Source organism: Mesorhizobium erdmanii (genome assembly GCF_013170725.1).
GTDB lineage: Bacteria > Pseudomonadota > Alphaproteobacteria > Rhizobiales > Rhizobiaceae > Mesorhizobium > Mesorhizobium erdmanii.
Map to the genome: position 1 here is coordinate 4,824,975 of NZ_CP033361.1, position 20,435 is coordinate 4,845,409.

Annotated in this window: 19 protein-coding genes; 8 read left to right on the forward strand and 11 right to left on the reverse strand. The window is 62.6% G+C overall.

Annotation, left to right across the window (positions count from 1 at the left end; translation table 11 throughout):
• Positions 1-51 precede the first annotated feature (51 nt).
• Positions 52-813, reverse strand: coding sequence for an SOS response-associated peptidase (locus EB233_RS23595; RefSeq protein WP_064991767.1), 762 nt, complete (start codon positions 811-813; stop codon positions 52-54).
• Between the two features lie 125 nt (positions 814-938).
• On the opposite strand from EB233_RS23595, the gene EB233_RS23600 reads away from it, so the two are divergent.
• The 4 genes from EB233_RS23600 to EB233_RS23615 all read left to right on the forward strand — a co-directional run bounded on the left by EB233_RS23600 (position 939) and on the right by EB233_RS23615 (position 3,280).
• Complete coding sequence (locus EB233_RS23600) at positions 939-1,364, forward strand: NUDIX hydrolase (RefSeq protein ID WP_064991768.1); 426 nt, start codon at positions 939-941, stop codon at positions 1,362-1,364.
• A gap of 72 nt (positions 1,365-1,436) precedes the next feature.
• Positions 1,437-1,814 carry a TIGR02301 family protein gene (locus EB233_RS23605; protein WP_064991769.1) on the forward strand — a complete coding sequence of 126 codons (378 nt, stop codon included), beginning with the start codon at positions 1,437-1,439 and terminating at the stop codon, positions 1,812-1,814.
• A 350-nt stretch (positions 1,815-2,164) separates the two neighbouring features.
• Positions 2,165-2,422 (forward strand): hypothetical protein, encoded by a 258-nt coding sequence (locus EB233_RS23610; protein ID WP_064991770.1) that lies wholly within the window; start codon positions 2,165-2,167, stop codon positions 2,420-2,422.
• Between the two features lie 69 nt (positions 2,423-2,491).
• Positions 2,492-3,280 (forward strand): hypothetical protein, encoded by a 789-nt coding sequence (locus EB233_RS23615; protein WP_064991898.1) that lies wholly within the window; start codon positions 2,492-2,494, stop codon positions 3,278-3,280.
• A 26-nt stretch (positions 3,281-3,306) separates the two neighbouring features.
• Here EB233_RS23615 and EB233_RS23620 read toward each other — a convergent pair whose 3' ends face one another.
• Positions 3,307-4,638 (reverse strand): dihydroorotase, encoded by a 1,332-nt coding sequence (locus EB233_RS23620; RefSeq protein ID WP_064991771.1) that lies wholly within the window; start codon positions 4,636-4,638, stop codon positions 3,307-3,309.
• 75 nt (positions 4,639-4,713) lie between these two features.
• On the opposite strand from EB233_RS23620, the gene ygfZ reads away from it, so the two are divergent.
• From ygfZ to EB233_RS23635, 3 genes are all read left to right on the forward strand, one after another.
• Complete coding sequence (gene ygfZ, locus EB233_RS23625) at positions 4,714-5,574, forward strand: CAF17-like 4Fe-4S cluster assembly/insertion protein YgfZ (RefSeq protein ID WP_064991772.1); 861 nt, start codon at positions 4,714-4,716, stop codon at positions 5,572-5,574.
• Positions 5,574-6,209: an HD domain-containing protein gene (locus EB233_RS23630; RefSeq protein WP_027053345.1), complete on the forward strand. Its 636-nt coding sequence runs from the start codon at positions 5,574-5,576 to the stop codon at positions 6,207-6,209. The genes ygfZ and EB233_RS23630 overlap by 1 nt, the downstream gene beginning before the upstream one ends.
• Positions 6,210-6,274: 65 nt before the next feature.
• Positions 6,275-8,416: a putative bifunctional diguanylate cyclase/phosphodiesterase gene (locus tag EB233_RS23635; RefSeq protein WP_064991773.1), complete on the forward strand. Its 2,142-nt coding sequence runs from the start codon at positions 6,275-6,277 to the stop codon at positions 8,414-8,416.
• Between the two features lie 16 nt (positions 8,417-8,432).
• Here EB233_RS23635 and EB233_RS23640 read toward each other — a convergent pair whose 3' ends face one another.
• Positions 8,433-9,323, reverse strand: a complete 891-nt coding sequence (locus EB233_RS23640; RefSeq protein ID WP_064991899.1) for a fatty acid desaturase family protein — start codon at positions 9,321-9,323, stop codon at positions 8,433-8,435.
• A 112-nt stretch (positions 9,324-9,435) separates the two neighbouring features.
• On the opposite strand from EB233_RS23640, the gene EB233_RS23645 reads away from it, so the two are divergent.
• Positions 9,436-10,353 (forward strand): LysR substrate-binding domain-containing protein, encoded by a 918-nt coding sequence (locus EB233_RS23645; RefSeq protein WP_064991774.1) that lies wholly within the window; start codon positions 9,436-9,438, stop codon positions 10,351-10,353.
• Between the two features lie 16 nt (positions 10,354-10,369).
• On the opposite strand, the gene EB233_RS23650 is transcribed toward EB233_RS23645, so the two are convergent.
• The 8 genes from EB233_RS23650 to EB233_RS23685 form a co-directional block, all read right to left on the reverse strand.
• A complete protein-coding gene (locus EB233_RS23650; RefSeq protein WP_027053349.1) occupies positions 10,370-10,642 on the reverse strand; it encodes a DUF3303 domain-containing protein in 273 nt (90 codons plus the stop codon).
• 18 nt (positions 10,643-10,660) lie between these two features.
• Positions 10,661-12,124: a RimK family protein gene (locus tag EB233_RS23655; protein ID WP_027053350.1), complete on the reverse strand. Its 1,464-nt coding sequence runs from the start codon at positions 12,122-12,124 to the stop codon at positions 10,661-10,663.
• Complete coding sequence (locus EB233_RS23660; protein WP_064991775.1) at positions 12,121-13,227, reverse strand: peptidase C39 family protein; 1,107 nt, start codon at positions 13,225-13,227, stop codon at positions 12,121-12,123. The genes EB233_RS23655 and EB233_RS23660 overlap by 4 nt, the downstream gene beginning before the upstream one ends.
• Before the next feature lie 206 nt (positions 13,228-13,433).
• The gene (locus EB233_RS23665) at positions 13,434-14,225 is read right to left on the reverse strand and encodes an anti-sigma factor family protein (protein ID WP_064991776.1); all 792 of its coding nucleotides are present in this window, start codon (positions 14,223-14,225) and stop codon (positions 13,434-13,436) included.
• On the reverse strand, positions 14,222-14,740 hold the full coding sequence (locus EB233_RS23670) for an RNA polymerase sigma factor (RefSeq protein ID WP_064991777.1): 519 nt from the start codon (positions 14,738-14,740) through the stop codon (positions 14,222-14,224). The genes EB233_RS23665 and EB233_RS23670 overlap by 4 nt, the downstream gene beginning before the upstream one ends.
• 174 nt (positions 14,741-14,914) lie before the next feature.
• A complete protein-coding gene (locus tag EB233_RS23675; protein WP_064991778.1) occupies positions 14,915-17,659 on the reverse strand; it encodes a DUF2339 domain-containing protein in 2,745 nt (914 codons plus the stop codon).
• Positions 17,660-17,852: 193 nt separating this feature from the next.
• Positions 17,853-18,614, reverse strand: coding sequence for a DNA repair protein RecO (gene recO / locus EB233_RS23680; protein WP_064991779.1), 762 nt, complete (start codon positions 18,612-18,614; stop codon positions 17,853-17,855).
• Positions 18,615-18,750: 136 nt separating this feature from the next.
• Positions 18,751-19,890, reverse strand: coding sequence for a porin (locus EB233_RS23685; RefSeq protein WP_064991780.1), 1,140 nt, complete (start codon positions 19,888-19,890; stop codon positions 18,751-18,753).
• Positions 19,891-20,435 lie beyond the last annotated feature (545 nt).

Sequence of the window (20,435 nt, forward strand, 5' to 3'; positions counted from 1 at the left end):
AAAGGCGCCGGGCATGAGGCGCTCATATGCGCCTCCAGATAACAGCTTCGGCTAGAACAACGTCATCTGACTGTCGTCGGCGCTAGGCTTGTGGCGCTTGGCCTTCTCGGGCTCCGGCCCGATCTCCCCTATCACCTGAATCTCCGGACCGGTGTTGGCGACCTTGTTGACGAGGTCGGATACGGGGATCGCCTCGAAGAAATCGAGCTGCGCCGGCCGCAGCAGGTCGGCGATATCGCGCGGCTCCAGCCTGCGGCAATCCAGCCAACGGGCGAAATCCCTGGGATCGATGACCACCGGCATCCGATCGTGGATGTGGGCGACGTCGGCATTGGCGTTGACCGTCAGGATGGCGCCGGTGTCCATTTCCGATCCGCCCGGCTCGGCATAGGTCTCGATCAGGCCGGCAAAGGCGACGAGGCCGCCATGCCGGGGCCGTATCCAGTAAGGCTGCCCCTTCTTGCCCCCGCTCTGCCGCCACTCGTAAAAACCCGAAGCCGGCACCAAAGCGCGGCGATGGCGCATGGCGGCCTTGAACGAGGCCTTTTCGATTGCCCCTTCCGAGCGTGCATTGATCAGCAGCGGAAACTCCCTGGTGTCCTTGACCCAGGCGGGAATGAGCCCCCAGCGCACCAGCATGGATTGCCGGTCCGGCAAATTGGAGCCCGGCGCCCGCGGAGCGGCGGCGGTCGCCACCAGCACCGGCTGCGTCGGCGCGATGTTGTAGCGCGCCGGAAATTCCTCCAGCTCGGCCAAGCCGAGAAAAGCAGCGGTCTGATCCGGTGGCGCGGTCAAGGCAAAACGTCCGCACATGGTCGATGGGTGCCCTTCGAATGGTGTGGAATGAAGGTGGCGATGGAGCCGGCGTTGCGCAACCGCTAAAGCTTCCTCATGCTGGGCGGTCCACAACAGACCTGCCATCGAGCCCGATCGAAGCCATGAACGAACAGCGCAAGACACTTCCGGCCGTTTCGGTGGCCGTCGTGCGTGGTGACACCGTACTGCTGGTCAAGCGAGCACGGCAGCCCTCGCGGGGGCTCTATGCCTTTCCGGGCGGCAAGGTCGAGGCCGGCGAGACGCTGGAGGATGCCGCAAAGCGTGAACTGCAGGAAGAGACCGGTTTGCATGCCACCGGATTTCGCCCGCTTCGGGAAATCCATATCGACGGCAGGGACGACAGCCACCCGGTCGATTACCGCCTGACCGTCTTCGGGGCGGCCTATGCCGGCGGCGAAGCCGTGGCCAGCGACGATGCCGAGACAGCCGCATTCTACACGCTGCGTGAAATGGCGGCCCTGCCGCTTGCCGGTTCGGTGTTCGCTGTGGCGGAAGATCTGCTTGGCCGGCCTGCTGGTTCCCCCTGAAGCCGCCGAATTTCTCCAACCGCCGCGCTGCAAACGCCTTGCAGGCGACAAATTGTTTGGCCACATAGGCACATGAGCCGCCCTCCGTTTCTTGTCGCCTTGTGCCTTGCCGTCAGTATGGCTGTGGCAACACAGCCTGCGTTCAGTGCCGAGTCGCCGTTCGAGCCGGGGCTGATGCGGCTGGCGGAGGTTCTGGGGTCGCTGCATTTCCTGCGCAATCTGTGCGGGGAGAAGGGCGACCAGTGGCGTGGCGAAATGGAAAAACTGCTCGATTCGGAAAATCCGGACCCGGAGCGACGCGCCCGCTTCATCGCCAGCTTCAATCGCGGCTATCGTTCCTTCGGCGGCACCTATACCCAGTGCACCGCTTCGGCCACCGAAGCCATCAGCCGCTACATGAATGAAGGCGAGACACTGTCGCGCGATATCGCGTCGCGCTACGGAAACTAGTCTCCATCAACAGATATTCGCGCTCACGGCTGCGACGACGGACATATCAAGCTTGTCCCGGTCCCTGACTTGGTGCAATCCTGATGTTGCACTTCTGCAACAGTGTTAATCAAACGTTACCGCACGAAAGCGGAATTAACTCAAACTGAAGGTTTTCACCCCGCAGGCCGGCCTAATCGGCTAAGTTTGTTCCGGGTTGAAACGCAGCTTCGCCAGACATAGCCGCCTGCTGTAAAAGACGATCAAAAAAATGTCGTATTTACAGATACTTACTTGAGGCTGCGTGTAACGGAACAGATCAAGCCTGATCCACACTGATGGGTTGCCGCTTGAAAGGGTGGACATCGCTTATGGAACATTGTGTCAACGACATCGACGCGCTGGTCAGGGAAGAAAAACGCCTGACGGCGGTGGAGAGCCACAGCGAAGCCTGGGCGGAAGGCCTTTCGGCCGGCATCGAGCCCGAGATCATTGCCGAAGCGGCGCTTGAGACCGCATTCGGCGAAATGCTGCGCGCCAACGGCGAGACATCGGCCCTTGCCCTGCTCGACCGCATGCGTGAAAAGGTGATTGCTGGTGCCTTCGAACCCGAGCGGCTGCGGCACTGAACCGACATTGGTTCTTTGACGATCGAGTGCCGTTTGGGCATCATGCCCGGAGCCAAGGAGATACGGGCAGTGAATTTTCCGATGTCAGGCCAACCGAAGGGCCTGGTCCTCTACATCCGCCTCGCCGCTTGCTGTGCCGCGATTGCCTTTGTGACGTGCCTGGCAAGCAGCCCGGCCTATGCACTGAGCGAGATCAAGCGCGAAGAGCTCCCCTCGCCTGTCACACCGTCAACGGATGACGACGTTTCGCCCGGGGGCGCGATTCCCATGCCTGACCCGGTGGGAACGCCGCCATCGACCGGCCAGCAGCCGGCTGCTCCGGACGCGGCAGAGCCCAACAGTCCATCGGATGGCGGCAGCAACAGGCCGCGTGTCGATCCCGAAGCGCCATTGCCGGAAGTCGTCTACGACCTTGGCAAGCTGCCCGAGCCCGTGCGGCGCATGCATGATTTGATCATCGAAGCCTGCAAGAGCGGCGACATCGAAAAGCTCCGACCGTTGATCGGCAAGGGCGACAGCATGACCCAGCTGTCGTTGGCCGACATTGATGGCGACGCCATTACCTTTCTCAAAGGGCTATCCGGAGATCCTGACGGCCAGGAAATCCTGGCCATCCTGGAGGAAGTGCTCAGTGCCGGCTATGTCCATGTCGACGCGGGAACGCCCCAGGAACTCTATGTCTGGCCGTATTTCTTCGCACTTCCGCTGGACAAGCTCGACGCTAGGCAACGGGTCGAGCTGTTCAAGATCGTCACCGCCAGCGATTTCGACGACATGAAGCAGTTCGGCGCCTACATCTTCTATCGCGTCGGCATTACGCCCGCCGGGGAGTGGACATTTTTCGTCGCTGGGGATTAGGCTTTTGGCCTTCTCCTCGCAGGAACCTATCCCGGAAGCGCCTCGGAAAACTCCACGGCCCTGCCTTGCCCAGGCGTGACGATCTCGCCGTCCCACATGATGCGGCGGCCGCGAACGACGCTGCCGACTGGCCAGCCGGTCACTTCCTTGCCATGATAAGGCGTCCAACCCGCCTTCGAGCCGGCCTGTGCATTGGTGATGGTCTCGCGTCGCTTCATGTCGACAATGGTGAAATCGGCATCGTAACCGGCGGCGATGCGTCCTTTTCTGGCCATGCCGAAAATGCGCTGCGGGCCGTGGCTGGACAGGTCGACGAAACGCTGCAGGGTCAGCCGACCGGCATTGACGTGGTCGAGCATGATCGGCACCAGTGTCTGCACACCGGTCATGCCCGAAGGCGAAGCCGGATACGGTTTTGCCTTTTCGGCCAGCGTGTGTGGTGCGTGATCGGAGCCAAGCACGTCGACGATGCCCTGCGCGATGCCATGCCAGACGCCGTCGCGGTGGCGCGAGGCACGCACTGGCGGGTTCATTTGGATAAGCGTGCCGAGCCTGGGATAGTCCTCGGCGCTCAGCGTCAGATGGTGCGGCGTCGCCTCGCAGGTCGCTACATCCTTGTGCTGTTCTAGGAACAAGATCTCCTCGGCGGTCGAGATGTGCAGGACGTGGATGCGGGCGCGGGTCTGCCGCGCGATACGCACCAGCCGCTCGGTGCAGCGCAAGGCGGCGATCTCGTCGCGCCAGACCGGATGTGATGACGGATCGCCCTCGATGCGCTCGCCAAGGCGCTCACGCAACCTGAATTCATCCTCGGAATGGAACGCGGCACGACGGCGTGTGTTGCGCAGGATCGAGGCGACGCCTTCGTCATCCTCGACCAACAGGTCGCCAGTGGACGATCCCATGAAGACCTTTATTCCCGCCGCGCCCGGCAACCGTTCGAGCTCACCGACGTCCCTGGCGTTGTCACGAGTACCGCCGACCCAAAACGCGAAGTCGCAATGCATGCGGCCGCTACCGCGCCGGACCTTGTCGGCAAGCGTTGCCTCGCTGGTGGTCAACGGGTTGGTGTTGGGCATCTCGAACACAGCGGTGACACCGCCAAGCACCGCAGCCCGCGAGCCCGTTTCCAGATCTTCCTTGTGCTCCAGTCCCGGCTCGCGAAAATGCACCTGGCTGTCGACGACGCCAGGCAGGAGGTGCAGGCCGCGGCAGTCGATCGTCTCGCCGGCCGAGGCCTGGCGGAGATCGCCTATCGCGGCGATGCGCCCATTCTTCACGCCAATGTCCCGCGCCCCCTCGCCGTCATGGTTGACCACTGTGCCGCCTGTCAGGATGAGGTCGTAGGTCATGGTCATGCTCTCTTGCGGGGGGAGTGTCAGCGGCTTACGTAATGGCCAACCGTTTTGCAAGATCAGGCTTTTATCCGCCCCATGCCCTTTGCCCTGCTGAAAGACCGCGCGCTCATCTTCGTCTCCGGCCCGGACGCCGAGCACTTTCTGCAAAATATCCTGACCACCGATCTCGATACGCTTGGCGCCGGCGAAGCCAAGCCCGGCGCTCTGTTGACGCCGCAAGGCAAGATCCTGTTCGATTTCCTGATCTCGCGTGCCGGTGAGAACGCCTTCCGGCTCGAATGCCGGACCGACATTTCAGATGATTTCATTCGCCGACTGACGCTCTACAAGCTTCGCGCCAAGGTCGAGATTGCCAAGTCGGAACAAGCGCTTGTCGCTACCATGTGGGGAAAAGAGTCAATCGCCTCAGAAAGCGATTCCACAGCGGTTACCGACCGGCGCTTTCGCGACGAAAGCGTCATGCGCTCCTATGCCGGCGCTGCAGACGCCGGCGACATCGCCGCGTGGCAGGCCTTCCGCATCGCCCGCGGCATCGCCGAAAGCGGTGCCGATTATGCGTTGGGAGACGCCTTCCCGCATGACGTGCTGCTCGACGAGACAGGCGGCGTCGGCTTCAGGAAAGGCTGCTATGTCGGCCAGGAAGTCGTCTCGCGCATGCAGCATCGCGGCACCGCAAGGCGGCGCGTGCTGATTGTCCAGGCCGGACTTCCCCTGCCGGCTTCCGGCACCGAACTGACGGTCGAGGGACGGTCGGTCGGCACGCTCGGCTCAAGTGCCGACACGTCAGGGCTTGCCATTGCCCGCATCGACAGGGTCAAGGCGGCGCTGGACGCCGGCCAGCCGATCCTTGCCGGCGATGTGCCGGTGACGATGGCCATTCCCGCTTGGGCCAAATTCAATTTCCCGCAGGAATCCGTCAGCGCGGAGGAAGCCTGATGGCGGCGGACCGCGCCGGCGCGCCGCCACGCGCCTGGCAGCGCATGCTGTCCGGTCGCCGGCTCGACCTGCTCGACCCCTCGCCGCTGGACATCGAGATCTCGGACATTGCGCATGGGCTTGCCCGCGTCGCCCGCTGGAACGGCCAAACCAGCGGCGAGCATGCCTTTTCGGTCGCCCAGCATTCGCTGCTGGTCGAAGCCCTGTTCAACGATCTGGTGCCGCAGGCTTCGGCGACCGACCGGCTCGCCGCCCTGCTGCACGACGCGCCTGAATATGTCATCGGCGACATGATCTCGCCGTTCAAGTCGGTGATGGGCGGCAGCTACAAGGATTGCGAATTGCGCTTGCAGCGGGCCATCCATCTGCGCTTCTCGCTGCCTCCCGAACCGGCCGCGGCGCTGCGCAGGGACATCAAGCGCGCCGACCAGATCGCCGCCTATTTCGAGGCGACGCTGCTTGCCGGCTTCTCGACCGCGGAAGCGACCGAATTCTTCGGCCGTCCACGTGGTTTTTCCGCCGAGCGTTTCGACTTCACGCCGCGCTCGGTGACCTCAGCGCAGAATGCGTTCCTCAAACGCTTTTCGACGCTTGAGACGTCGCGGCACCCGGTTGCGACCTCGGTGTTAGGGTAGAAAACGCTAAATTAACCGGTAGGGACAACAGTGTGGTGTTCGATCACGCACCGCAGGCGCGCCCTATGCCCGTCGTGGATGTCAAGGATGGTTCGGTCGTCCCGGAGCGGGTCGCCGAAGGCGTGGAGCGCTCGCGCCGCATGGAAGACGAGCTGCGCGAACAGAACGAACGCTTTTCAGCCGCTGTCGAGAACATGTCGCATGGCCTGTGCATGTTCGATGCCGACGAGCGCATGATCATCTGCAACGGCAACTACCTCAAGATCTTCTGCCTCGACGCCAAGCTGATACGGCCGGGCATCCATTTCATCGACATCCTGCGGCACAGCGCCGACATCGGCATCGCCTCGCAAAGCGCCGACGAGCTCTATGCCATCCGCAAACCCTATATCGACCAGGCGAAGGCTTCGACCTACGAAGAGACGCTTTCGGATGGTCGCATCATCAGTATCTCGCACCGCCCTCTGGCCTTAGGCGGCTGGGTCTCGATCTACGAGGACATAACCGAACAACGACGCGCCGAGCAGGATCTCAAGGAGCAGCACCGCCGGTTCGACGCCGCGCTCGCCAACATGTCGCAAGGCCTGCTGATGTACGACGGAGACGGCAAGATGATCGTGCGCAACAGGCGTTTTCTCGAGCTCTACAACGTTACCGCGGCGGACTTTCCCCTTGGAGCGACGCACCGCGACGCGCTCGAACGACTGCTGGAACTCGGCATCTACACGAAGATCGACGTCGACAGCGAAGTCGCCAAAACCGAAGCCTGCCTGGTAGCGGGGAAACCCCATTCGGCCTATCGCTATCTTGCCGACGGCAGGACGGTTCTGGTCACACGCCGGCCTATGAGCGGCGGCGGCTGGGTGGTGACCTTCGACGACGTCACCGAACGTCGCCGCACCGAGGAGCGCATGATCCATCTTGCGCATCACGACACGCTGACTGGACTGCCCAACCGCTCGATGTTCCGCGAACGGCTCGACCTGGCGCTGGAGGACACCACGGCACCACCGTTGGCAATCTTCTCGCTCGATCTAGACCGCTTCAAGGCGATCAACGACACCTGGGGACATCCTGCCGGCGACTGGCTATTGAAAAGCGTGGCTGAGAGGCTGCAGCGTTGCCTGCGCAATGAGACGGACATCGTCGCCCGCTTCGGCGGCGACGAGTTCGTCGTCCTGCAGTTCAATTCCAGGGGTATCGCCGACGCCGAAAGACTGGCGAAGCGCATCGTCGAGGCGATCGCGAAACCGTTTCGCGACAGGAGCCGGGACATGCATGTCGGCATCAGCCTGGGCATCGCCGTCTTCCCAGAAGACGGCAGGGACGCCGATACGCTGCTGAAGAATGCCGATACGGCGCTCTATCGGGCCAAGAGCGAAGGGAGAAACCTTTATCGTTTCTTCGAGCCCGCAATGGACGCCATAGTACAGGCCCGCCGGGCGCTCGAGGTCGACCTGGAGGCCGCGCTGCCGCGGCAGGAATTCGATCTCGATTTCCAGCCCATCATGAACATCGCCTCGGGCGAGATCATCGGCGCGGAGGCCTTGATGCGCTGGCATTCCCCGGCACGCGGCACCGTCGGGCCGGACCAATTCATTCCGGTTGCCGAAGAAACCGGCCTGATCGTGCCGCTTGGCGAGTGGGCGCTCAGAAAAGCCTGTGCGGCGGCGGCAAGCTGGCCTCCTGGGTTGCGCATCGCGGTCAATGTCTCGGCCGTGCAACTCAAAAGCGGCGGGTTTGCCCGCAGCGTCATTTCTGCGCTGGCCTTTTCCGGCGTGCCGGCCGGACAACTGGAGCTGGAGATCACCGAAACCGTGCTGATGGACGAGAGCAAGGCCGTATTGAAGACGCTGCAGCAGTTGCGCGACCTCGGCATCCGCATCGCGCTGGATGATTTCGGCACCGGCTATTCCTCGCTCGGCTATCTCAGGCGTTTCCCGGTCGACAAGATCAAGATCGACCGCTCGTTCATCCACGACATGGGCAATCGCGACACGGCGGCGATCGTCCGCACCATCATCGGGCTCGGCACCGAGCTTGGCGTTGTCGTCACCGCCGAGGGCGTCGAGACCGAGGAGCAACTCGACATGCTGCGCGACAATGGCTGTGTCGAGGCGCAGGGCTATCTGATCGGCGTGCCCTCGAAGGCAGCGGACATCGTTCGACTGCTGAAGTCGCGGGCGCGGCACAGCCAGGCCGGCTGATGGCAGCGGCGCGAGGTCAGCGCAGCGTTTCCAGATATTTTTCATGGAAGCTGACATAGCCCGGCTCGACCACCTTGAGATGCCGCTCGATCAGTGCGTGAAACCGCGGCAATTGATGAAACGGCACACCTGGATAGGCATGATGCTCGGCATGGAACGGCATGTTCCAGGCCAGCTTGCGCACCACCCAATTGGTCAGCGTGGTTCTGGTGTTCTCCAGCATGTCGGCGACGAACGGACAGCGGCCGTGCTCGGCCAGGAGGTAGAGGCGCAGAAAGGGCTGACCGAGCAGAGCGGGAATGATCCAGACATAGACAAGCACAGTGAGCCGGAAATAGACGGCGAGCAGGATGACCACGGCGTAAAAGGCTATCATGGCACGCGCCTCGGCCCGAACCTTGGGTCGGCCTTTCGGCGGCACATAGCTCTCCTGGCTGTCGCCAAAGCCGTTGACGTAGAGCGTCTTGAGATGGCCCCACCACAGCGGAATGCCTGAGACATGCACGAGGTATTGCCGCAGCGTTTCAGGTTTGGGAAAAGCCAGCTCCGGATCGTTCTCGGGATCCTGGGTGAAGCGGTGATGGGCGAAATGGAAATAACGAAACCAGTCAGCCGGCAGCGCCAGCGCCAGGCTGCACACCCGCGCCACGCCATCGTTCAGCCACGGCGTCTCGAAGGCGGTGCGATGAACCGTTTCATGCAGCAGCGTGAACAGGAAGACGATCAGGATGCCTTGCGGCAACATCAGCAACGGCCAGAACGGCACTTTCGCGGCGATCAGCGATCCGATGATCACAATCGCTCCCCAATGAGCGCCGAGTTGTACGAGACCCGCAGCGTCGGACTTGGCGGTCAGGCGACTGCGCTCTTGCGGGGTCAATGACGCGATTATCTGGCGATGGTCCATCGGATTCGATCCACGCGGCGATTTGATGAGATCCACTCTAGTTGGTGAAAAAGCTTTCCAAAAACGACGATTCCTGCAATTTGGATAAGCTGATCTTATCTATCGGGCAATCATGGCCACATCTCCATCCCTGAAAGGACTTCAGGCTTTCGAGGCCGCGGCCCGCACAGGTAGCTTTGCCGCGGCGGCGGAAGAGCTTTCCGTTTCGGCCGCCGCGATCAGCCAGCTTATCCGCACCGTCGAGCAACAGATGGGCCGCAAGCTGTTCCATCGGGTCAACCGCAAGGTCGTGCTCACCGAGGCCGGGGTGGAAATGCTGCCACGGCTGACCATGGCCTTCCAGGAAATCGGCAGCGTCTCGCGCGAATTGGGCGGCGATGCTTTTCGCCCGCGCCTGGTGGTGTCGGTGCCGCCATCCATGGCCATGGGCTGGCTTTCGCAACGCCTCGCCGGCTTCGTTGCCAGCCACGGCGCCGCTGACATATCGCTGCGAGGTGACGACGATCCGGTGCCCTTTGACCGCGACCTGATCGACGTCAGGCTTTCCTATGGTCCGCATTATCGCGAGCACCCGACCGAGGACATCGTGCGGGACGCCGTCTATCCCGTCTGCGCGCCAAGGCTTGCCGCCGCAATCAAGGCTGATGACGGTGCGCTCGGCGGGCTGCCGCTGATCCATACCGACTGGGGTCCGACCGGCGCGTCGTTTCCGTCATGGCGCAACTGGTTCGAGGCTGCCGGTATCCAGCCCGGCCGGGCAGCGCAGCGTGGCCTTTCGGCCAACTCGTCGCGTGCGGCCCTCGACCTCGCCATTTCGGGGCTCGGCGTGGCGCTGGCGCAAGGGGTCTATTGCGCCGAGGCGCTGGAGGACGGCAGGCTGGTTCGGCCCGCTGTCAGGGCGATCGCGCTGCGCCAGCCCTATTGCCTGACTGTCCCGGAGCGCAGCTCAGGGCGCGATGTCGTGGCGGCCTTCCGCGATTGGCTGATCGACGAATGCCGGCGCGTGGTGGGCTCGCCGGTGCTGCGTTAACCGGTCAGGCTCCTGTTCAGAGGTGCCCGCTCAAGGCTGTCACCATATCCTTGTTGGTCGCCACCGGAATGATCTCGAACTCGACAAGATCAGCCCATTCGATGACCCAGCGCTGCAGCAGGGTAGCGTCGTCCGTCTCCACCAGCAGGAAGCAGCGGCTCATATCCGCCGCGATCCAGGAGTGGTGCACGACAAGCTCATCGGGCTTCAGGCGGCCGCGATCGCGAAAACGGCGGTAGATATCCTTGCGGTCGCAGCCGGTGAAGTCCTCGATGACAATGAACTGCATGGTTTCCCCTTGGTTGGATTACCGCCCCGGCCGGTCGAGCCGCTCGAGGAACCACTGTGTCAGCCGCACCCAGACCTCGTCCTTCTCGCCGGAATCCTCCCAGCCATGGTCGAGATTGGGGTTGTCGTTGACCTCGATGACGAAGACGCCGTCCTTGGTCTCCTTGAGGTCGACGCCGTAGAGGCCATCGCCGATGCAGCGCGCCGCCTTGACCGCGGTCTCGACGACATGGGCCGGCGTCTCCTTCAGCGTGAACGTCTTGATGCCGCCCTGGTCGGGCTTGCCGTTGGCCTTGTGGTTGACGATCTGCCAGTGCTTCTTGGCCATCAGATAATGCACGGCGAACAGCGGCTGGCCGCCGAGCACGCCGACGCGCCAGTCATATTCGGTCGGAATGAATTTCTGGGCGATCAGAAGGTCCGAATCCTCCAGCCATTCGGTTGCAAGTTGCGTCAGTTCCTCCAGGTTCGCGCATTTCTTGACACCACGCGAAAAGGACGAATCCGGGATTTTCAGCACCAGCGGAAAACCCAGTGTCTGTGCCGCGAGTTCAAAATCCGAAGTGCCGGCGATCATCACCGTCGGCGGCACGGGCACCTTGTTGTAGGTCATCAGTTCGTTGAGATAGACCTTGTTGGTGCAACGGATCATCGACAGTGGATCGTCTATGACCGGCATGCCTTCCTGCTGGGCGCGGCGGGCGAACCGATAGGTGTGGTTGGAGATCGAGGTCGTCTCGCGGATGAACAGCGCATCGTAGTTCGCGAGCTTGGCGAGATCCTTCCTGGTGATCGGCTCGATTTCGACGCCCATCTTCTCGGCGATCTTGGCCCAGTAGCGCAACGACGAGATTTCCGACGGCGGCAACTCCTCATGCGGATCGACCAGCGTGGCGAAAGTGTAGCGCGCCGGCGTGCGCCCCTTAGTGTCGCGCCATTCGCGGTTGGTGTAGGTCTCCAGGCACTGGATGAAGCTCTTCTCCTCGTCCTCGGTCATGCGGGCCAAGGGATGGAAGCCGATCTTGCGGATCGATGCCCATTCGGCGCTGTCCTTGATATGGACCTCGAGCGCCGGTGCCCGGAACCAGTCGAACAACAGCTTGGCGAAACGGTCCCAGACTTTCGAGGGGCCAATGCCGAAGAAGATGCAGACCTTGGCCGGAAAGGCGCCGCCGAGATCCTTGCGGCATTTGTTGAGCGCCAGTTCCAGTTCCGGCAGCGCATGCTCGTAGAGCTTGCGCTCCGACAGGTCGATCATCGTCTCGACGGTCGGGATGACCTTGTGGCCGCGCGAACTCGCCAGCAGCGAGGCATAGTAGCCGCGGCTCTGGTAGCCATAGTTGTTCGACAGGTTGATGACCTTCGGCCGCTGGCCGCGAAACAGCGCCGGATGCGCGAGATAGTCGCGATTGGTGATGATCTTGTGCGGTGTCGCCACCTGGTCGAGATCGCTCTGCCGGCCGGTAAGGATGACCCAGGTCATTGTGTGTCGCGCTTCCCCAAAGTGATGGCGGCACGCAGTCCGTCGCGGCCGAACTGCGCCATGTTCATGAAGATGCCGTAGGGCACTGGAATGTTGGCGGCATCAAGGATGGTTTCCTGCCTTTCGTCCTCGACCCAGGGATCGTGGATCAGAATATGGTCGCCATCATCGCCAATGGCCAGTACCCAATGCGGCACCTTCTTGCCGAACATCAGGAAGCCGCTGATCAGCACCAGCACCAGTTTTCCCCCAGCGATCGCGGTTCTGATGTCGTCGATGGTGAAGGGGCGGTAATTCACCGGGATGCCGTAAAGTTCCGCGCGGCGGCGGAAGTCGACCTGGGCCAGTTCCATCACTCGGCGCTTGTCCTCGCTGCGCACCGATTGCAGGAACAACGCGCCGTAAAAGGAAACAAAAACCTCGGCAGCGAGCCCGCTTTCGTACCCGGAAACAGCGAGGCCGAACGGCTCACAGCCACCCGGTCCCGACATCATGAAGACGGTCGTGGCCTCCCGCCAGAGGCGGATTTCCATCACCGGGTCGGGCACGAAGCCGCTGTCGAAATTAGCCATGGCCATCATCAGGCAGCATGGGCCGCAGGTGAATTCGCAGGTCTGCTGATAGAACGGCACCCTGGTTGCGATCGGAATGTCGCCGCGCAGGGTCTTCTCATAGCGAAGCGCCGTCTCGCCATCCGCGTAATAGCCTGGCTCGCGGCCAATCTTGCGGTAGCCGGCCTGCTCGTAGATGCGGATGGCGCGGCCATTGTCCTCGCGCACTTCGAGACGCAACATCATGCGATCATGTTCGAAGGCGGCGTCCTCCGCCGAGCCCAGCAGCATGCGGCCCACACCCAGCCCGCCAAAAAACGGGCCTGTGGCTATGGAGTAAAGCCGCGCCACCCCACTGCCCTTGCGAAACAGCACGATGGCGTAGCCGGCGACGCGGCCATCGACTTCGGCGACCAAGGTCTCGGCCGTCTCGCGCTCAATGAACAGACGAAAGGAGCGACGGGAGATGCGATCGCTCGAGAAAACGGCTTTCTCGATCGCGGCGAGATCATCGACGTCAGACGCGCGGGCCGTGCGGATCTCGGCAGGCATGCGACTAGAGAAAACCTCGATTGGGTTGCGGAAACGGCCCGGTCAAAAGTGTCGCAAACACCGGCCGAAGCGCCGGTATTCATCAAGCGCTATCGCTCCTTGATTAGGGCCGAATTGTGACAGTTTCCGCGGCGGCAGGGAAGCGCGCCGGCTTTGAACAGGATCGCTGTTTTGAAGAGCCGCCGGCCACGAGAATTGCGCTCGGCTCAGCTAGCAAGGCCCGCCAGAAGCTGGCCGTAAGCGCTCTTGGCCACGACCGCCAATTGCTCGCGCGGCAAGGAGCCTACAACGGCGCAGCCGTAGCCCTTGTCCAGCCAGTAGACGGCCTGCGGGCCGTCCTGCGCCGAGGCATAGGTACCCTTGCTGCTCGCCGTCGATTCCGCGGTGACGAAGAGGGATATACGCTCGCCCTTGTCGTCCTCGTAGAGCAGCATCGCGGCTTTGCTTTCGCCGGCCGGCAGCAACCGGCCACCGACCAGTTGAAAGCCGTTCGCGGTCAAGTCCGGCGCCACCAGCTTCAGGCCGACCCGGTTGGACAGCCAGGTCTGTAAATGGTCCTTGTCGCTGGCCGGCACTTCCACCGCATGCCGCTGCTCGGCGGCGTAGATGACATGGGCGGCGATCGCCTGTTCGGCCAGTTGATCCTCTGCCGAATTCTCCTGCCCGATACCGTCGATGCCGGCAAAGTAGCCGCCAAATCCGCCCGTGGCCAAAAGCACGGCCGCGGCGGCGGCGAGCCACCAGCGCGAGCGTGGCGCGGCAAACCTGGCAGGCGCTTCGCCGAGCACCACCTTGCGCAAGCTCGCCGGCACAGGCTCGTCCAGTACGCCGGCAAAGGCGGCTCGCAACGCCTCCCGGTCGGCGGTGAAGCGGGCGCTTCTTGCTTTCATCTCGGGATTGGCATCTAGCCAGGCACCGTAGGCGGCACGCTCTTCGACCGGCAGTTCGCCGTCGAGCGCCATATGGATGTCACGTTCGGAAAAATCGCGGCGGATCATTTCTCGACGATCCTTATCGTGCGGCGGCGCGCCGTGTCGTCCAGCAGCCCCCGCAATTCCTCACGCCCGCGCGCAATGCGCGACATCAGCGTGCCGGCGGGTACGCCCAGAATGTTGGCGGCCTCGGCATAGGAAAAGCCCTCGATTGCAACCATGACAAGGGCCGCGCGGCGATCGGGGCTGATCGCTTGCAAAGCGTCGATGATCTCGCGCGAGGCGATGCCGTCCAGTTGCTCGGCCGGCTGGGCAACCGCCTCGCCCGCCTCCAGCGGCAGCATGGCCGCTTCGCCGCGACGGTTCACCTTGCGCATCTGGTCGATGAACAAATGATGCATGATCGTAAACAGCCACCTCCTGGGGCTTTCTCCCGTCTGCCAGTTGTCGAGCCGCATGAGCGCGCGTTCGAGGCAATCCTGAACGAGGTCGTCGGCAGAATCGCGGTCGCGCAAAAGCGAGCGAGCGTAGCGGCGCAGGCGCGGTATTTCGCCAAGGATTGCTGCCTTCTTTTCGTCCATGACCGCTGGTTCTGAGGTCGCCCTTGTTGATCACGATTGAACGCGCGTTCCCGGCGCGGCGCAAGCGGCCAGTGCGAAGCGGTCCGCCGCTCCGGTCACCCAAGCAATGAGATAACGCTGGCGTGTCCCGGTTTATTCCCGACTGGACAGAAATCTTGTTGTTCTTGCTTGCCTTTATCCGTTTTCCTTCGCCGCCCGAGTCAAAAGCCGCTGGTAGAACAGCCCGATGCCGATCAGCACGGCGCCGAGGCCGATGAACGACAGCGCCCTGAGCACGCCCTCCAACTCCGACATGTCGAAGAGGAAGACCTTCAGCACGGCAATCGCGATCAGCACGGCGGAGGCAATGCGCAGCACCTGCGACTTCAGCCAGACGCCGGCGGTGAGCAACGCCACGCCGATCACCAGCCATAATGCAGAGTAGGTGTAGGTCTCCAACTGGCCAAGCCCGCTCCACAGGGCGATGAATTCGCCCTTGAACAGCCGCCTCACCGACAGCGTGGCATAGGCCAGGGCAAGCAATGCCGCCACCACCGCCAACATCTGTGCATACCATTTCGGCCGCTTGTCGCGAACATACAGCGCCAGCCCGCCGGCAGCGATGGCCGGCAAGAGATAGGCAAGGAACAACAGGTTGAACACTGGAATCCGGCCGGTCGATTCATCGGTGAACAGCGGGTTCAGCACCACGAAATGCCGGATGACGATCAAAGCGACCGAAACCACGCCAGCGGCCATCGAACCATAGCGCAGCACCGAGCTTGGCGAGCGCATGTCGATGGCGACCAGGATGGCACCGGCACCGATGGCAATCAACGTGTAGATCGCCTGCTCGGCAAGCGTCATCGCACCTGTGTCGATGACACCGCCATGCATGGCGTGACGCACCAGCATGGCAACGGCAAGCAGCGCGAACAGCGCCGACGCCGCTTCCATGGCGAGGCGCGGCCGACCGTTTGTGGTGTGGGCAAGCTGCCAGGCGGCGAAGCCGAAGGCGAGCGCCGGCACGCCGTATCCCGGCAGCAGCCAGTTGAATATGGGGGTCTTGGAGAGGAATTCCGCACCGACGATGGTCGGATCGAAGGCAACGCGGCCAAGCACGGCAATCGCCGCGCCAACAGAAATCCAGCCAAGCACCGGATAGGAACGCCAGCGCGTGGCCAGCGCCGGCACGATGGCCGCGGCGCCAAGCAGGATGGTGGTCCAACCGGAATCGAAAGCCATGTGCAGCATCAACAGGCCGGCGATCGCCGCGCCACCGAGGGCAATCGACACTGCCATGCCGCCCTTGAGTACCGGCTGTTCTGCGCGCGCGATCCATTCGCCGCCAGCGGCGAAAACCACGACCAGCAGCGCCGCGACGGCGGCGTAGACGAAGTCCCGGTCGAGATTGCCGTAGGTGAACCAGAGCGCGATCAGGATGACCAGCGGCACGATGACACCCCACGCTGCCCAGCTTGCCGCGCGAATCCGCGCCACGGCGGCGAAGCGGCGCGCGGCCCAGAAACCGGCGGCGGCGAAGACCAGGCCGAGGCCGATGCCGATGCGCAAGGTCAAGGCATTTCCGGCCGCCACCGGCAGACCGTCAAAGCCCAGATTGCCCTGCGAAAAATCGGAACCGATGGTGGTGGGCGGAATGATGCCGAGATAGATCATCGCACTCACCAGTCCGGCGGCGTGCAGCAGCGGCTCCGTGCGCGGGCGATAGAGTGCGACGGCGACAAGCGCAATGAGGACGAACGCCCCCGGCAAGGCATAGCCAGCGGCGACAAAGGTCGTATCGACGGACAGGCCCAACGCCGAAAACGCAACGAAAGCTCCCGGCACGATCGACGGCCAGTCGAAGCGGTCTGTCGCGATGTCTGCTTCGCCGCCACGATTGCTCAGCCAGACAAAAGCCAGCACGGCGAGCGTAACCGCGTCGATGAACAGGATGGCGGACAGCTTCGCCCCCGGCGCATCCATCATGTAGAGAATGGTCCAGATGCCGGTGCCGAAGAAAGCCGCCGCCATCAGCGCTTTCCAGTCACGCATGCGGGCGATAACGCCTGTGGCGGCGAGCACGATGGCGATGTAGCCGAACAACGCCCAGGGGTTGGGCGCCTGCGAGGCGATCAGCGCCGGCGTCACCATGGCGCCGACAAGACCGATGCCGGCCAGCGCCAGGCCATGGACCAGGGCGGCGGCGATCGTCGCCACGCCGATGATACCGAGCAGCGTGAAGGCGAGCGCCGGGCCGATGAAGCCGTAAATGCCATGGGCAGCATAAACGGTGCCGAACAGGATGAAGGCACCGGCCGCCGTCAGGATCGCCGGAATATAGGCGCCGGCAACACCTTGCACCGGCACCTTGAAGCCGGTGCGACGGACGAATTCACCACCGGCGACCAGCACCAGCCCGAGCACCGCGGCCATAGTGAGCCGCACGCCGGGGCCGAAAATACCGGCCTCGATGGTGTAGCGGATCAGGAACAGGCCGCCCAGCGCCAGCGCGATGCCACCGACCCAGACCGCCCAGCGGGTGCCGAGCGCCGTCTCGATGTCCGGCTTGCCGGGCGCCTTGGGGGCTGCAATCGGCTCGACAGGTTCCGCGGCCTTCGGAGCCTCGCCAGCGCTCCACGGGCCGGACACAGCCTCGCCAGCCGGAGCTTCCGCTTCTGTTGTCTGCGCCTGTGCGACCGGCTCGCTTGCTACAGGCGAAGCCATAGCAGCGGCAGCTACAGCTGGAACCACATCGGCAGCCTTGCTGTCGGTCGCGGCCTCTTCTGCCGGCTTGGCCACCGACGGCACGGCGCCTGAAAGGACGAGACTGCGCAGCGCGCCAAGCTCGCGCTCGACAAGACCGATGCGGCTCTGCTGGCGCGAAATGATGACGAACAAGGCGATGATGGCGACAAGGCCGATCAGGCTTTCAAACATGGCGGTTCCCCCAAACCAGGCCAGTTTTCACTGACATTTCATCTCACTGACATTCAAATGCGGCGGCTAGACGGCCATAAAAATGCACAATCGGCAACTCAATGTGCCGCCAGATTGGCGGCTGGAAATATCGAACATGTCTCGGTGCCGAAGGCCAGCAGCGGGGCCCGCCCCTCCGGAGTTAGACTTGCGCTCATGCTGCATTTTCTCCGGCAATGGTTTTGCGCGCGGCATGGTGCTTGCGCAGCGCGGCAAGAAAGCCGGCACGGGCATCGGGCTGTTCGATGGCGCGCGGCTCGTAGACGTGGCGCGTGAAGAAAAATCCAGTCAGCCGGAAGGCGTCCTCGATCGCGGCCGGATCCGCGCGCAAGCCGGAGCCGCGCTGCAAAAAGGCCGGTAGCGCCAGCATCTTGTCGCGCCACGGCGCGCCGGCTTCGCGCGACACCGCGCGACCCGACTTCGGCGAGACATAGGCAAGATCCTGTTTTGTGCCGGTAGCTGCGCATTGGCTGAGATCGAGGCCGAAGCCGAGCTCATCAAGGATCAGAAGCTCGAAGCGCGCCACCAGTTCGCCGGCGGCATCGGCATCGTCGAGATGGACGATCATCACGGCAAGCGCTTCGTAGAGGCCGCCATGGGCGTCGCGCTCGGGCAAGAGGCGCAGATGCGCGGCCATGGTCTGCAGCCCGTAGACGGCGACGGCGCTGTCCATCAGCCGCGCGGCATTCATCTCGATCGCCTCGGCCTGGAACGTGCCAAGATGTTCGTCAAGGCGGGCTCGCCACATGAGGTCGACGCGATTGCCGGGCTGCAGAACAGGCTGTTGCTTGCGCGAGCGACCACCGCGCACGAGACCGAGATGGCGGCCATGCGCACGTGTCATCACCTCGAGAATGGCGCTGGTTTCGCCATGCTTGCGGGTGCCGAGAATGATTCCCTCGTCGCGCCATTCCATGCCCAGAGCTTTTCACCGATCGGGCGGCGAAATCAAGATGAGGTTTGGGCGGTGCACCGGGCTTCGCAAGCCTGCTGGCAAAACAAACCGCCCGCAGCGAAGTGCTGCGGACGGTTCGATGGCGTTCGTCGACAGTTTAGAACGAGCGCTGGAAGCGGACGAGACCGCCGATGCTGTTTTCCTTGTTGGGCTTCGACCACCTGAAGTCGTCGGCCTGACCGAACTTGCCGTCGTGGAGGTAATCCACTTCGGTCGTGATCGTGAAGCCGGGGACGATTGTGTAGGCGACGTTCGCAGCCACAGCCACGTTCTTCGCGTCGTCGGCCGAAACCTGGACGTTGAAAGCAGTCTTCTCGTTGAACTTGTAGGTGCCGCCACCCCAGACCGCCCAGTTGCCGCCCCATGGCTTGTATTGGCCCCGACCCTTGGGGAAGTTATCGTCGGTGCCGTAACCGCCCATGACGAACAGGGCGAATTCCTTGGTGACGTTGACGTCCAGGCGAACCTTGCCGGCCACCTGCTCGTAATTGCTGTCATAGGCGACGACACCGGTGATCGCGCCCCAGTCACCCTTGTACTTCAGACCGCCGACGACGTGTGGAACATAGCTGTCGATCGTGTCGCTGATGCCCGAGGCATCGGTGCCTTCTTCAAGCGAGACTACGCCCGAGAAGCCGCTGCCGGCGTCGAAGTAGTAGCTGATGAGGTTGGTGTCCTTGATACCGTACGGGATGATGGTGTCCTGAAGGGCATTGCCGGCATAGCCGATGAACGAGTCGTAAGTCGTCTCGTCCTTGCCGACGCGCAGGCCACCGAGCTGAATCCAGGCGAAATTCAGCGTGACGGACTTGTTCACGGCCTGCCAGTCGCTCGCGCCGCCAGTGTAGTCGCCGGACTTGTTGCCGAACTGGAAGCGGGTCTCGGTGAAAGTCTTCAACGTGCCGAGTTCGGTTTCCTGGCCGGTATAGGTCCGTAGCGCGAAGCGCATGTTCTTGTAGTAGGTGTCGTGCCTGTCGCCGTTGATGTGATCGGCAACGTTGTTGACGCCATCCAGCGTGCCGGAATCGCCGACGCCGATATCATAACGGAGGTAGCCGCCGATGCGCAGGCAGGTCTCTGTGCCCGGGATATAGAAGTAGCCGGCGCCGTAGACGTCGCAGATCTTGACGTATTCGGCCGGTTCCGGTTCGGCGACGACGACAGCGTCCGCGGCGCGAGCGCCGGAGACCGCGATCAGGGCCGCGGCTGAGCCGAGAAGGAGGCTCTTGATGTTCATTTTCTGACCTCTCCAGTCATAGTTTAAATGGCTTCGGATTTGTGGCTGGCGGATATGTTTTCCCGCCTCACCCCCACAACGAAAAAGGCGCGCACCGCGTGCCCTTTTCGCGGCGAACATACCCATCAATCCTCCGCCTTCAATGACGGTTTTGGAAATAACGGCGATTCTTAGAACAGATTAATGCTGTGTTGCACAAATAACACTTATCAAGAAATCGCTTGGCACAATTGGAACAACGTCACATATTCAATATATATTCCGATAGTTTCTCGGCTAAGTAAGCTTTCAGTATGAGATATTTCCACGAAATAGCCTGAAAATGGCATTTTTGGCTATTTATCGTGAAAAGTAACCGCAATTTTGCGTGCAGCAGATCTGAGTCGCCGCCCCTCCCTCCGCGATGTCGGGAGGAAGTCCAATGCCGCCTGCCAGGTCGGTCAGATCTCGCCAAAGCAGTCAAAAACACGCAGGAGCGGGCTGCGGAATTCTCGATTGTGACAGCAGCCTGCTCGCCGTGCACCGATGCAGAACCGCTTTCTCGA